The 13,604-nt window shown below is 43.3% G+C and carries 12 protein-coding genes and 1 pseudogene; 11 read left to right on the top strand and 2 right to left on the bottom strand.

The features are described from left to right. The first annotated feature begins 57 nt into the window (after positions 1-57). Genes NEJAP_RS01205 through NEJAP_RS01220 form a run of 4 tightly spaced genes read left to right on the top strand, consistent with a single transcriptional unit; the run spans position 58 to position 3,623 of the window. Positions 58-1,398, top strand: coding sequence for a nitrous oxide reductase family maturation protein NosD (locus NEJAP_RS01205; RefSeq protein WP_201348920.1), 1,341 nt, complete (start codon positions 58-60; stop codon positions 1,396-1,398). Continuing rightward, complete coding sequence (locus NEJAP_RS01210; protein ID WP_201348921.1) at positions 1,382-2,299, top strand: ABC transporter ATP-binding protein; 918 nt, start codon at positions 1,382-1,384, stop codon at positions 2,297-2,299. Before NEJAP_RS01205 ends, NEJAP_RS01210 begins: the two co-directional genes overlap by 17 nt. Then, positions 2,296-3,123: an ABC transporter permease subunit gene (locus NEJAP_RS01215; protein ID WP_201348922.1), complete on the top strand. Its 828-nt coding sequence runs from the start codon at positions 2,296-2,298 to the stop codon at positions 3,121-3,123. The genes NEJAP_RS01210 and NEJAP_RS01215 overlap by 4 nt, the downstream gene beginning before the upstream one ends. After that, positions 3,120-3,623: a nitrous oxide reductase accessory protein NosL gene (locus NEJAP_RS01220; protein ID WP_236591019.1), complete on the top strand. Its 504-nt coding sequence runs from the start codon at positions 3,120-3,122 to the stop codon at positions 3,621-3,623. The genes NEJAP_RS01215 and NEJAP_RS01220 overlap by 4 nt, the downstream gene beginning before the upstream one ends. Before the next feature lie 79 nt (positions 3,624-3,702). Here NEJAP_RS01220 and NEJAP_RS01225 read toward each other — a convergent pair whose 3' ends face one another. Next, positions 3,703-3,927 (bottom strand): hypothetical protein, encoded by a 225-nt coding sequence (locus NEJAP_RS01225; protein WP_201348923.1) that lies wholly within the window; start codon positions 3,925-3,927, stop codon positions 3,703-3,705. A 187-nt stretch (positions 3,928-4,114) separates the two neighbouring features. Between NEJAP_RS01225 and NEJAP_RS19325 the strand changes: the two are divergent. From NEJAP_RS19325 to NEJAP_RS01250, 7 genes and pseudogenes are all read left to right on the top strand, one after another. Continuing rightward, positions 4,115-4,270 (top strand): annotated as a pseudogene (locus tag NEJAP_RS19325) (FAD-dependent oxidoreductase); the annotation flags it as partial. A 41-nt stretch (positions 4,271-4,311) separates the two neighbouring features. Then, complete coding sequence (locus tag NEJAP_RS19330) at positions 4,312-4,518, top strand: hypothetical protein (RefSeq protein WP_236591162.1); 207 nt, start codon at positions 4,312-4,314, stop codon at positions 4,516-4,518. Further along, the gene (locus tag NEJAP_RS01230; RefSeq protein ID WP_236591161.1) at positions 4,497-5,447 is read left to right on the top strand and encodes an FAD-dependent monooxygenase; all 951 of its coding nucleotides are present in this window, start codon (positions 4,497-4,499) and stop codon (positions 5,445-5,447) included. The genes NEJAP_RS19330 and NEJAP_RS01230 overlap by 22 nt, the downstream gene beginning before the upstream one ends. A gap of 153 nt (positions 5,448-5,600) precedes the next feature. Continuing rightward, positions 5,601-6,788 carry an EAL domain-containing protein gene (locus tag NEJAP_RS01235; RefSeq protein ID WP_201348924.1) on the top strand — a complete coding sequence of 396 codons (1,188 nt, stop codon included), beginning with the start codon at positions 5,601-5,603 and terminating at the stop codon, positions 6,786-6,788. An 88-nt stretch (positions 6,789-6,876) separates the two neighbouring features. Further along, positions 6,877-8,118, top strand: coding sequence for an EAL and HDOD domain-containing protein (locus NEJAP_RS01240; RefSeq protein WP_236591020.1), 1,242 nt, complete (start codon positions 6,877-6,879; stop codon positions 8,116-8,118). A 63-nt stretch (positions 8,119-8,181) separates the two neighbouring features. Next, positions 8,182-10,887, top strand: a complete 2,706-nt coding sequence (locus NEJAP_RS01245; protein ID WP_201348925.1) for a putative bifunctional diguanylate cyclase/phosphodiesterase — start codon at positions 8,182-8,184, stop codon at positions 10,885-10,887. Then, positions 10,884-11,636, top strand: coding sequence for a sulfite exporter TauE/SafE family protein (locus NEJAP_RS01250; protein ID WP_201348926.1), 753 nt, complete (start codon positions 10,884-10,886; stop codon positions 11,634-11,636). Before NEJAP_RS01245 ends, NEJAP_RS01250 begins: the two co-directional genes overlap by 4 nt. Positions 11,637-11,696: 60 nt before the next feature. Here the strand turns inward: NEJAP_RS01250 and ilvD are convergent, their stop codons facing one another. Continuing rightward, positions 11,697-13,541, bottom strand: a complete 1,845-nt coding sequence (gene ilvD, locus NEJAP_RS01255) for a dihydroxy-acid dehydratase (RefSeq protein WP_201348927.1) — start codon at positions 13,539-13,541, stop codon at positions 11,697-11,699. Between the last annotated feature and the right edge of the window lie 63 nt (positions 13,542-13,604).

Consider the following 13,604-nt stretch of genomic DNA (forward strand, 5'->3'; position numbering starts at 1 on the left):
GCCAGTCGTTTAACGTCTGGCTTTTGTTGTTTTATCTATTGTGATGGGAGTAACAAAATGAAGTTACTACGCAACTGTATTGCTGTGATGCTGGTATCGCTCTGTTTTGCGACGTTTGTCAGTGCGCAAATACGAACGGTTAGCCCATCTGACGAACTTCAGTCTGCTATAGACATGTCGCAAGCAGGGGATCAACTGATTCTTAATGCTGGCCGTTATATCGGTAATTTTACGGTTAATAAGCGTCTTACCCTTACGGGAATGCCCGGTGCCGTCATTGATGGCAATGGCAAGGGTCATACCTTGGTGATTGAAACGCCTGATGTGCGTATTGAAACGCTTGAGATAACAAACTGGGGAGACGATTTAACGGATATGGACTCCGGAATTTTTGTTGAGAAAAAAGCAAGCAACACACAGATTTTGAATAACTACTTTCTTGGCGATACCTTTGGCATCTGGGTAGATGGTGCTCAAGAAGTACTTATTAAAGCGAACCGTATAGAGGGTAACCTCAATGTTCGTTCGCAAGATCGTGGTAACGGTATCCACCTGTTTAATGTAGGTAAGGCACGTGTGGAAGCTAATGAGGTATGGCATACCCGTGATGGCATTTATATTGATACCAGCAATGGCAATGAGCTAGTAGGTAACTACCTGCACGACTTACGGTATGGCGTGCATTATATGTATTCGTATCACAACCTTGTCTCGGGTAACCGCACTGTTAATACCCGTACAGGGTATGCGTTAATGCAATCTAAGTTTCTGACGGTTACCGATAATATTTCAGAAAACGATTCGAATTACGGTATTTTGATGAACTTTATTACCCAGTCAACAATAGAAAATAACAGGGTATCTGGTGTTCAAAACAACCGATTTGGAGAAGGAGCTCCTTCCATGACAGAAGGTAAAGCCCTGTTTATTTATAACTCTTTATTTAACAAAATCCGTGGTAACTTTTTTGTAGAGAGTGATATGGGCGTCCACCTGACCGCAGGTTCTGAAGATAACATTTTTACCCGTAATGCTTTTATCAATAATAAAGAACAAGTCAAATATGTGGCTACCCGTCCACAGAATTGGTCTCACGAAGGGGTAGGTAATTATTGGAGTGACTACCTCGGATGGGATATGGATGCCGATGGCATCGGTGATACACAATATGAACCAACAGACGGTGTTGATCGGCTGTTGTGGAAGTTCCCTGCAGCGAAGGTGTTATTGAACAGCCCAGCAGTAGAAACTATTCGTTGGGTGCAAAGGCAGTTTCCCGTGCTTAAAGCACAGGGCGTTGTTGATACTCACCCTTTGATGAGCTTACCCAAAAAGTTATTGCCTTCAGCAGTTAGTGATACTGCCGTGATGGAAAAAGTAGATGACAAACATAGTTGAGTTAATAGGCGTAGAGAAACGCTACCAGAGTGTAAAGGCGTTAGAACCGTTGGATCTAGCATTACAAGAAGGTGAAATTCTGGGGCTGTTTGGCCATAACGGCGCGGGCAAAACTACGACCATCAAATTGATTCTTGGGTTGATTAAAGCCAGTGCGGGTTCCGTACGTGTTTTTGGACAAGACCCTACATTTTCGGAATCACGCAGAGAGCGCCAGCAGTTAGGTTTTCTTCAGGAAAATGTCAGCTTTTATGATCAACTAACAGGCTTAGAGGTGCTACGTTACTTTGCTCGCCTAAAAGGTATTCAAATATCTGAATGCCATCGATTACTTGATCAAGTAGGTTTGAAGGCCGCATCGGGTAGGCGGGTTAAAACCTATTCAAAAGGGATGCGCCAACGCCTAGGTTTAGCTCAGGCGTTATTAGGAAGCCCAAAGCTATTGTTATTGGATGAGCCCACAGTAGGGCTTGATCCTTTGGCAACACAGGATTTTTATCACCGTATTGCAGAGCTGAAGGAACAGGGTTGTACGGTTGTGTTGTGCTCGCACGTGCTACCTGGTGTGGAGAAGTATATTGATCGTGCCATGATTATGGGAAAAGGTAAGGTGCTTGCTCAAGGTAGTCTTAATGACTTGCGCCAACAAGCAGAGCTACCTTTGGTATTGAATGTGAAAGGGGCTGGGTTACAGATTCCTGAGAGTATTCAATCACGCGTAACAGTTTTGGAAGATGGCGTCAGTATGCATCTCTCTTTACAGGAGAAAATGCCTGTTATGCAGTATATGCTAGCGCAAGCCGGGGTGACGGATATTGATCTACATTTACCTTCACTTGAAGATCTTTATACCCACTATACACGCACCTGTGTAGGCCATGAGATGGAGGGTGTTTTATGAACCCCATAGTAACGGTTGCCGCAAAAGAGTTTCGCGATGGTCTACGTAACCGCTGGGTGCTTTCCATTGCAATAATATTCGCAGTGATGGCTACCGGTCTCGCTTATTTTGGATCAGCTGCTGCAGGGCAGGTAGGATTTACATCGTTATCTACAACCATAGTTAGCTTAGCTAGTTTAGCGGTGTTCATCATTCCATTGATAGCATTGATGTTGGCTTACGACGGTATTGTAGGAGAGGATGAAAGTGGCACTTTACTATTGTTGCTCACTTATCCGTTATCACGCTGGCAGTTATTGTGTGGAAAAATGCTAGGCCATGGTGTCATTATGGCATTTTCTACTTTAGTGGGCTTTGGTTCAGCTGCTTTGATCATGGGGCTGTTTGCGCCTGATATTAGTTGGTCGGAGTTGGCGGTTCCTTTTGGCTTGTTTATTTTGTCTGCTGTCTTGTTGGGTTGGATTTTTATCGCTTTCGCTTATGTCATTAGTGTTAGCGTGACCGAAAAATCTAAAGCGGCAGGCTTAGCGTTAATTGTCTGGTTTTTGTTTGTACTGGTTTTTGACTTGGGGCTTCTTGGTTTATTGGTCGGTACTCAAGGCGATGTTGATGCCGAGCTTTTCCCGTATTTATTACTGTTGAATCCAACTGATATTTTTCGTTTGGTCAATATCACTTACTTTGCTGATCAGCAGCTCAGTGGTTTGATGGCAATCGCTGAGCATGTGCGTTTATCTACAACTGCACTGTTAGTGAGTTTGCTAGTTTGGCTGGCAGTGCCCGTTTCGCTGGCACTGGCGTTATTTAATAGGAGAGCATTGTGAATACTTTTGTCCGTATGCGTTTGTCTATCGCAGTTCTGTTGATTGCTGTCATAGGCTTAACAGGATGCAATGAAGATTCAACTGCGAAAGTGATGGCGCAGAAGGCGATGGCGCTTGAAAGTGCTGAAGAGTGTCATTTATGTGGCATGTTGATCACACGTTTTCCAGGCCCTAAGGGGCAAGTATATGAGCGCGGTATTAAGAAAAACATGAAGTTTTGTTCCACCCGTGACATGTTTGCTTACGCACTTGACCCTGAGCACAAACACAACATTCAATCAGTGTTTGTTCATGACATGGCTGTAAACCCGTGGGATGAACCAAGTGAAGAGACTTACATTGATGGGCGTGAAGCATGGTTCGTGATTGGCTCGACGAAAAAAGGGGCTATGGGGCCAACTTTAGGGAGTTTTAAAACCAAAGAAAGTGCTGAAGCATTTGCAAAAGAATTTGGTGGTGAGCTTAAGCGTTTTGAAGAGCTGACATTGGATACTATTTGAGTTTTAGAGTAGCTGGGTAAAGAAAGCTAATGTGGCTTGTGTAATGTTTAACATGAACGTTACTACACAAGCCATAGTATTATTGTTGAGGCTTATAGCGTGCAGCACTGATGATGCTAATTAGATGGATGATCGCAGCAATGATGGCAGGGAAAATCAAAAAATACATGGCGTAACCTACCGCGGTGCTAACAAAAAAGAAGAATGCAGCAAGCAAACGTCCTTGTACTAAATGCCCCAGCCCTGGAATAAAAATGTTGCACAAAGCGGCTATTACATTACCTGTGCTGCCTTGTTTAGTCATAAAAACATCCTCCTATTTGCGTAGCAATGGAGGGTGCGTTATTCATTGCTATCTGTCAATAAACGAGTTGAAAACACAGCACTCGCTTGACCGATTGCTTTCATTGACTTATGTCGCAGAAAAAGTACACAGGATGTGTAGGATTGAGAGTCTAATTTTATAGTGGCTTGTAGTGGAGTGCAGTATTGTGAATGAGCATTTTGATATTCTGATTATAGGCGCCGGTCCAGCTGGTTTAAGCTTTGCTCGCTCGTTAGGGGGGCTGCCCTTAAAAGTACTCATATTAGAGCGCTCATCACAAACAACTCTCGCCGAGCCACCTGAAGACGGTCGCGAGATTGCTTTAACGCACTTGTCAGTCAATTTGATGAAAGAATCTGGGGCATGGCAGCGCTTACCAGAAGGGGGGGGTCTCCTATTGAAGGCGCTAAAGTTTTCGATGGAGAGTCCAGCTATAGCCTTGATTTTGATCGTGACAGTGCTGATCTTGAGGCGTTGGGGTATTTAGTGCCAAACCACCTGATTCGCAAAGCATTTTACGAAGTGGTTTCCAGCCAAAAAATATTGAAATTCGTACTGAAAGTGTCGTAGAAAATGTTTCAACTGATGCCGGACGTGGCTATGTAACCTTGACCTCTGGCAAGGTTATAACTGCTAGTTTGATTGCGGCAGCAGATACTCGCTTTTCTGAAATGCGAAGAAAAATGGGGGTTTCAGCAACCCTAAAAGACTTCTCGCGTACCGCTATTGTTTGTCGTATGGAACACAGTCGCTCACACCAGCAAACGGCGCTAGAATGTTTTCATTATGGACGGACAACGGCTGTGCTGCCAATGCAAGGAAATCGTTCATCTGTTGTGATTACAGTCAACAGTCGTGATGCACAACAGTATGCTGAAATGAGTGAAGAGGATTTTAACGACAATATTGAGACGCAGCTTCAAGGTATGCTCGGTGAAATGACCTTGTTGGGTAAGCGCCATGTTTATCCTTTGGTTGCTGTTCATGCTAACCAATTTGTCGCCAGACGATTTGCCTTAATCGGTGATGCCGCAGTAGGTATGCACCCGGTCACTGCGCACGGCTTTAATTTGGGGCTGCGTGGTCAGGCAACGTTGGCTAAAGCGATTGAAAGTGCAATAACGGAAGGTGGGGATATTGGTAGCGAAAATGTGCTTAAAGCTTATGAGTCAGCTCATATGCGTATCTCTCGTGTGCTCTATCATGGAACAAATATTGTAGTGGGCTTGTTCACGCATGAGAGTGTTGCCGCTAAATTAGCAAGAAAGGCAACGCTTCGTTTGGCGAATAATATAGTGCCGATTAAGCGCCTTATCACTGAATCACTAACAGAAAGTGAGTTAGAGCAACCCTCTGCATTAAAAGAAATAGCACAGCACTTACCAAGACTTCCTTTGCCTGCATTCCCTTTAATAGGCCCTATTAAGAAGGCAGCCCAGGTGGTAAGTAAACGAATACCCGATAAAGTGAATCCATTAAAACGAATCGGTTTTCTGTAGGCTGTAATTGTAAGGAGGTATGAGCAACCTCGAAAAGACTTATTAAATATAAGTCTTTGTTTGGAGACTTCTATAGTATCTCGCTCCTAAGTTTCGCTATACTGAATCTATTCTAGTTTGAATGAAGAATGGATTCATATGGATATTAGGAAGATGAGATGCTTAATCCTTGATGATAGCAAGGCAATTACGGGGTTGCTTGAAGCTATCATTATGGAAGAGTTAGGTGCTGAGCAAGCACTAGTCGCTAACAACGTAGCCGATGCACTTGTATTACTAGAAAAAAATCCCCTGTCTATTGATGTTGTTTTCTGCGACCTCAATTTACCCGATGTTGATGGCGTAGCGTTTTTACGAATGCTATCTGAGAGGGAGTACCAAGGTTATATTGTTATTGTTAGTTCTGTATCTCATCGAGTGCTCAAGTCTGTTGAGCATTTAGCACGTAACCACCACTTGAAGCTCTTAGGCACTATTATTAAGCCTATTTCTCCCCAGTCAGTTATTCAGTTATTGCAGAGTGCTGGCAGTCATAGTGGAGCCAAACCGCAAGCTAGAGCCAAAGAAAAACTGACGGTACCTGAGCTGATCGATGCTTTAGAAGAAGGCTACTTCGAGTGTTATTATCAGCCGCAAGTATGTGCAATGACACGCAATGTTGTTGGCTTTGAAGCTCTTGCTCGATTACAGCACCCTAAAAGAAATTTAGTTTTCCCTGATGATTTTATTTCTTTAATGGAGCAGCACAATTTGATTCTTCGTCTAACGAAAGATCAAATCGTTTCAGTTTTCAAACAGTGGAATATATGGCATCAGCAAGGCCATTATTATCGAATTGCGATCAATATCTCTGCATTATTATTAAATGATTTAGAGCTCCCTGAGTTTATTCTTACACAGATTAAAAAATATGATGTTAAACCCAAACTGCTAACACTCGAAATTACTGAGTCATGTTTAAATGAAGATCGCACTAGGGCTCTTGAGGTACTTAGTCGCTTGTCCATGTATGGTATTAATCTATCTATTGATGATTTCGGTACAGGGTATTCCTCTATTGAGAGGCTTCAAAGTCTGCCATTTAATGAGGTGAAGATTGATCGCTCCTTTGTTCAAAATGCGGCATCCTCTGAAAGTGAAAGGCCGGTACTTGATTCGATGATTGGAATGGCTAACCGTTTAGGTCTACGAGTTGTCTTAGAAGGTGTCGAAACATTAGCGCATTGGCAGATGGTGTGTCATTCAGGTTGTGACAGCTTCCAAGGGTACTTTATTGCAAAACCAATGGATGTAGACAAACTTGAGGAATGGTTAGCGGATTGGAATAAAATGACCGACTGAAAATATAACGAAATTTGACGTATTATTAGAGTTGGATGTTAATATTATCTCAGGTTTTTTACCCATATATTTGTAGTCGGAGCGTTTTGTGTCAAAACTTGCATCTACCCTTGAGAGCGAAGATCAACTGAGTGTCTTGATGGCACGCCAGCCTATTTTTTCGAAAAGTCAGGATGTAGTTGCTTTTGAATTGCTTTTTCGTGGGCAGGCTGACGGTAACTTACAAGCCATTAAGGATGATATTGCTACTTTTGATGTGGTGATGAATACCTACGCTAATATAGTGGCGGATGAGGGAAGCAAAAGGCTACCTTGTTATCTCAAAATCACCGATAAAGTATTACTTAATGACAGTTTGCCTGATTTACCACCCTCATTATTTTCGCTAGAAATTCTTGGGCGTTCTGATATTACACCTGAATTTATTGCCAAAGTGAAAGAATGTGCACAAAAAGGCTATCGAATTGTACTGGCCGACTATGACCCTCAAGATCCTAAGTTTGACCTTTTATTGAATGTCATTCATGTATTGAAACTGGATATTCAACGGTTGGGATTATCTGAGTTGCCCAATATTATTCATAAGTTAAGGCCTCATCAGCTAGACTTATTAGCGGATAAAGTCGAAACAAAAGATGAGTTTCGCCAATGCTTGGAAATGGGGTTCTCTTTGTATCAGGGGTATTTTCTGAGCCACCCGATGCCTGTTAAAGGGAAAAAAATTAGTAGTAACAAAGTACTGCTATTACAATTATTAGGTGAGTTGGAGCAGGACAGCGCGACAGGCGCTTCGCTTGAAGGGATTGCAATTAATGATCCTGCACTCACTTATAAAATTCTTAAAGTTGTAAATTCTGCCGCTTTCAATGTACCTCGTGAGATTAACTCTCTCTCTCATGCGATTACCCTGCTTGGGATGGAACAAATTCGACGCTGGATAATGCTTTTCTTAACGACCGCGCAGGATGGAAAACCAAATCAATTAACACGTAACATGCTGATACGTGGACGAATGTGCGAATTGTTAGCTGAGTTGATGGGCAATGCAAATAGTATGAACTACTTTATTGTAGGCTTGCTTTCTCAATTAGATGCGCTATTTGATATTGATATGAAAGAGCTTTTAAATGAAGTTCCTCTTAGTCATGAGCTTAAAGATGCACTTTTGCATTTTTCAGGCCCTATGGGGGAAACCTTAAAAGATGTTGAGAACTATGAACGAGGCCAGTTTGAGCAGCTCAGTGCTAGTGTTGACCGTCCTTTATATGAGGTGGCATATCGGCATAGCTTAAAGTGGTCGGAGCAAGTTATGAATGCGTTGCTTAGCTAAGCAACGCGCCTTTCATGAGAATAAATCGTTTAAATTAGATAATAATAAAAAGGGGATCAGCAGGTGAAGCTATTCACAGCTGTGCTGTTGTCGCCGGTCTCTATACTAATGATCGTTCTCATTTTGCTGATCGAGTTGGTATGGTTGCCTGACATATCCAGTAAGGTATTAGACGAGCGAGTAGCTGAAGTCAGTCGCTCGATACATTTGGTTGGTGAAACGCTTCAGTTGTCCCCGACTACTTCGCAACAGTGGCTGCCTTCTTTAAATGTAGACGAGGTAAAGGAGGGCAGTTGGCGGAAAATTTTTCTAATCTCACCTGACACGAACGATACTCAATTAATACCTCCCGCTGAGTATGCTAACGGCGCCCGTTTCATTAGTTTTCCTGTAAAAAATAGCCAGTTGATAGTCGGAGCTTGGATTAACTCCCACGCGGTACTTTTGCATGTAAAAGCACCTGTGCGCAGATTTGAGATGACGGTTTTGCTTTGGGGAATCTTCTTTTCTGTTTTATCTGTTTTGTTGCAACAGCACATGTTGTTTAAACCGTTAAGACAACTGACTCGTGAGATTGATGAGGTAGTCGCTAGTGGTAATGTAACAGCTTTAGATAATAGCCATGTCAAAGGGGCATTATTTGAGCCTTTAATAGGCTCTCTTACTAAAATGTGTCATGCCATTAAGAAGAAGTGCGTAGAATTTGAATCTGCAGCTAAGCAGTCACTCATTGATGAGGAGCGCTTGAATAAAGCGCTGGATATATCGCGTTTGGGCTGTTGGGAGTGGATTTTAAAAGAAGACCGTTTTTGGTATTCCGATAGCCTCACTTCCATTTTGCTAATAAAAGACAATCAGCAATTAAATTTAGAAAGTTTTATTTCTGGTGTACACCCAGCGGATCGTAGCGAAGTGGTAAAAAAACTACGTAAGATGCGAGACGACGCTCAGTCAGTAGAGTTGTGTTTTCGTGTGTCTGCCCTTTCTGGTGAATACCGTCATGTCCAGCTACTAAGCACCGTTGTGCTGGATAGCCAAGGGGGTGTCAGTCGAATTTGCGGTATATGCCAAGATATTACCGAGCACAAAAATATAGAAGCGTCATTGAAAAAACTCTCCAGTGCAATTACCCATAGCGGCTCGAGTGTTTTAATCACCGATGTTATCGGTGCTATTGAGTATGTGAATCCTAAATATACAGAGACAACCGGCTACTTGTTAGCTGATGTTGTTGGGCAACAGCCAGAGTTGCTTAGTAGAAAACTGATGAAGCCTGATTGTTATGAATCCCTTTGGCAATCCTTGTTATCCGGTCAGCATTGGCGCGGCGAGCTTCGAGGGCGAAAAAAAGATAATAGTACGTTTTGGTCCCTTGTCTCCATTTCTCCGATTAATAATGAGTATGGCGAGTTAACTCATTTTGTTATCGTCTGCGAAGATGTTACCGAGCTTAAAGATGCGCATGCTCGAATGGAGCGCTTAGCTTTATATGATGAACTTACGGGTTTACCTAATCGTCGCTTTTTCTTTAGTGAACTATCGCGTTTATTTGAGCAGGATGTGATGGAGTATCCCTCTGTTGTTATGCTGTTAGATTTAGATTTTTTCAAAACAGTTAATGATACTCAAGGTCATGCTGCAGGCGATCGGTTATTGATAGAAGTCGCACAGCGTTTGGTGGGAACCCTTCAGGATGGGGATATAGCCGCCCGTTTAGGGGGGGATGAGTTCGCCATATTAATTAATCCAGTGTTAGATGTTGACCAAATAGAAGTGATCGCGCAACGTATTTTGAATGAGATCTCACGACCATTTTATATAAATGAGCATGAATTACAGATTAGTACTAGTCTTGGTTTGGCGTGGTTACCTAAGGACGGTAATACACCTGAAGCACTTTTAAAGCATGCTGATTTGGCTATGTATCAAGCCAAAGAGCTGGGACGCAATCAGTATCGATTCTTTACAGAAAGCCTACATGACCAGTTGCAAGCCTATATTCGATTTTCAAGAGAGATGCCAAAAGCTCTAGAAACAAATAGTTTTATACTTGAGTACCAACCGCAAGTGAGCCTCAAAACAGGGGCTATTATCGGCGTAGAGGCCTTGGTTCGCTGGGATCACCCTGAGTTAGGTATTGTTTCTCCACAGCGCTTTATTTCAGTTGCTGAAGAAACGGGGTTTATAGTGCCATTAGGGCGTTGGGTGCTGAAAACGGCGTGCAAAACTTTGAAGCATCTAGCGCTTCATCAAATGTCTCATATTAAAGTAGCCATCAATTTATCATCACGGCAGTTCCGTGATCCGAACCTGCTGACGATGATTCGACAGATGTTGCAAGAATATGATGTCGACCCAGCATGCTTAGAGTTAGAAATTACTGAATCTCTTTTAATGCATGATATAGGCTTAGCCATAGAAACTTTAAAAGAGTTACAAGCGTTAGGCATCACTATTGCCATTGATGATTTTGGTATTGGTTATTCTTCGTTTAATTATTTGAAGACGTTACCTATTAATGTGCTGAAAGTGGATAGAGAGTTCATTAAAGATATCCCAGATCACTTAGATGATATGGAGATAACAGCAGCGATGATCTCTATGGCACATCGCCTAGGTATGACGGTTGTTGCAGAAGGCATTGAAACGCAGGTACAGCAGGTATTTCTTGAAGAGCACCACTGCGATATAGGGCAGGGATACCTGTTTAGTCGTCCCATTGAATTATCAAAACTGATGGTGCTGTTAACGAAACAGGACGCTAAATGACGGCATGGTTGCCCGATGGATTAAATCATCTGGACCTGATGATTCTTGTTAGTATGAGTGCTCTAACATCGATGATGACAGCGGCAGTTGGTATTGGGGGTGGTGTTTTATTATTGGCTATCATGGCTCAAATGATTCCTGTTCAGGCATTGATTCCCGTACATGGTTTGGTGCAGCTGGGTTCAAATGGTAATCGAGCCTATATGACGCGACAACATATAGATTGGCAGATGAGCCGTTTGTTTATTCTTGGGGCTGTATTAGGTGCTGCGATTTCTGTTTGGATTGTTGTGCAGTTACCTTTGGATATGATCCGTTTGTGTGTTGCATTTTTTATTCTGTTTCTTGTTTGGGGGCCAAAACCTAAAGCGCTGCTTCTTTCCAATAGCAAATTAGTTTTAGCGGGTGCTGTGACGACTATTATTTCTGCTTTTGTCGGCGCCACAGGGCCTTTAGTCGCTGCGTTTGTGCATCGTCAGAATATGGGTAAACTTCCTACGGTGGCAACCTTTGCCGCCTGTATGTCATTTCAGCACCTATTAAAAGCCGTGGTTTTCATGAGTGTTGGTTTTGTTTTTCAGGAGTGGCTATTAGTGGTTTTATTGATGATTGCCAGTGGCGCTCTGGGGACATGGGTGGGTTTGCATTTATTGAAGTCGTTATCTGCAGATGTTTTTAAGCAACTCTTTCGTTGGGTCGTTACTGTACTGGCGTTACGCCTATGTTGGCAGGTATTTTTTTCTGGTTAGTGGTAAAAGGCTATACAAAAAAACCCGCACATGTGCGGGTTTTTTTATGATGTAGGGTGGTTAGTCCAACATGCTTAAGTCGCGAACAGCGCCTTTATCAGCTGAGGTTGCTAGTAATGCATAGGCTTTAAGCGCTGCCGACACTTTACGTGGGCGTGCTTCAACAGGTTTCCAGCCATCTTTACCTTTAGCATCCATGGCGGCACGACGTTTTGCTAGTTCTTCATCAGATACCAGCAAATTGATTGTGCGGTTAGGGATGTCGATACGAATGTTATCGCCATTCTCAACTAAACCAATAGCGCCACCGGCTGCAGCTTCTGGTGATACGTGGCCAATGGATAAGCCCGATGTTCCACCTGAAAAGCGTCCGTCAGTGAGTAGTGCGCACTCTTTGCCTAAGCCTTTTGACTTGATGTAAGAGGTTGGATAAAGCATTTCTTGCATGCCGGGACCGCCTTTGGGGCCTTCGTAGCGAACAATGATGATATCGCCAGATTTTACCTTGTCTGCGAGAATGTTAGCCACTGCTTCATCTTGAGATTCGGTGACATGCGCAGGGCCTTCAAATACGAGAATTGAATCATCTACACCTGCTGTTTTTACTACGCAGCCATCCAGAGCAATGTTGCCGGTTAATACGGCTAGCCCGCCTTCCAAGGAGAAAGCATGTTCAATTGAACGGATACAGCCATTTTCACGGTCACCATCTAGTGTTGGCCAACGTGTCGACTGACTAAATGCTGTCTGTGTAGGTATTCCTGCAGGGCCTGCTTTGAAGAACTCAACCACTTCAGGAGAAGGGTTACGCATGATATCCCACTTTTCCAGACCTTCAAGCATTGTACTACTGTGTACCGTTGGTAGGTCAGTGTGGAGTTTTCCGGCACGCGCTAACTCGCCGAGTATGGCGAAAATACCGCCGGCACGATGCACATCTTCAACATGGTAAAGAGGCGAGTTAGGTGCCACTTTACAGAGCTGGGGAACGGTATGGGATAGGCGGTCGATATCATCCATCGTGAAGTCTATTTCAGCTTCTTGTGCAATGGCGAGTAAATGCAGGATAGTGTTGGTTGATCCACCCATAGAGATATCTAGTGTCATCGCATTTTCAAAGGCTTTAAAATTACCGATGTTGCGAGGCAGAACGGATTCGTCATCCTGTTCATAGTAACGTTTAGCTAGGTCAACAATACGCTCACCTGCTTCTTCAAACAGACGGCGACGGTCACCATGAGTTGCTAGCATCGTTCCATTGCCCGGTAATGACAACCCTAGTGCTTCTGTCAGACAGTTCATAGAATTGGCGGTAAACATCCCTGAACATGAACCACAGGTAGGGCAGGCAGAACGCTCGTATTCAGCAACCTTTTCATCCGAAGCGGTGTCGTCAACGGCGATAACCATTGCATCTACAAGATCTAATTTGTGCTCGGAAAGTTTAGTTTTACCTGCTTCCATCGGGCCGCCGGAAACAAAAATAACAGGGATGTTGAGGCGCATACCGGCCATCAGCATTCCTGGTGTGATCTTGTCACAGTTGGATATGCAAACGAGTGCGTCTGCACAGTGCGCATTAACCATATACTCGACTGAGTCGGCAATAATATCGCGTGATGGTAATGAGTACAGCATGCCGTCATGGCCCATTGCGATACCATCATCAACAGCAATAGTATTGAATTCTTTGGCAACGCCGCCGGCTTTTTCGATTTCGCGTGCAACCAGTTGTCCCATATCTTTCAGGTGGACATGACCAGGTACAAACTGGGTAAATGAGTTAGCAATCGCAATGATTGGCTTATGGAAGTCGTCATCTTTCATACCAGTGGCACGCCATAAAGCGCGGGCTCCTGCCATATTACGGCCAGCTGTAGAAGTTTTAGAGCGATAAACGGGCATGAAATGATCTCTCTGTCAGTTGTTATTTATAATGGCTAGAAATTATACCAGAAACTGTGCCTG

Origin of the sequence: Neptunomonas japonica JAMM 1380 (assembly GCF_016592555.1) — a bacterium.
GTDB classification, from domain to species: Bacteria; Pseudomonadota; Gammaproteobacteria; order Pseudomonadales; family Balneatricaceae; genus Neptunomonas; species Neptunomonas japonica_A.

Excerpts from the sequence above, each read along its gene's own strand:
- NEJAP_RS01205 (WP_201348920.1), top strand. The coding sequence starts at position 58 with ATGAAGTTACTACGCAACTGTATTGCTGTGATGCTGGTATCGCTCTGT.
- NEJAP_RS01210 (WP_201348921.1), top strand. The coding sequence starts at position 1,382 with ATGACAAACATAGTTGAGTTAATAGGCGTAGAGAAACGCTACCAGAGT.
- NEJAP_RS01215 (WP_201348922.1), top strand. The coding sequence starts at position 2,296 with ATGAACCCCATAGTAACGGTTGCCGCAAAAGAGTTTCGCGATGGTCTA.
- NEJAP_RS01225 (WP_201348923.1), bottom strand. The coding sequence starts at position 3,927 with ATGACTAAACAAGGCAGCACAGGTAATGTAATAGCCGCTTTGTGCAAC.
- NEJAP_RS19330 (WP_236591162.1), top strand. The coding sequence starts at position 4,312 with ATGGCAGCGCTTACCAGAAGGGGGGGGTCTCCTATTGAAGGCGCTAAA.
- NEJAP_RS01235 (WP_201348924.1), top strand. The coding sequence starts at position 5,601 with ATGAGATGCTTAATCCTTGATGATAGCAAGGCAATTACGGGGTTGCTT.
- NEJAP_RS01250 (WP_201348926.1), top strand. The coding sequence starts at position 10,884 with ATGACGGCATGGTTGCCCGATGGATTAAATCATCTGGACCTGATGATT.
- ilvD (WP_201348927.1), bottom strand. The coding sequence starts at position 13,541 with ATGCCCGTTTATCGCTCTAAAACTTCTACAGCTGGCCGTAATATGGCA.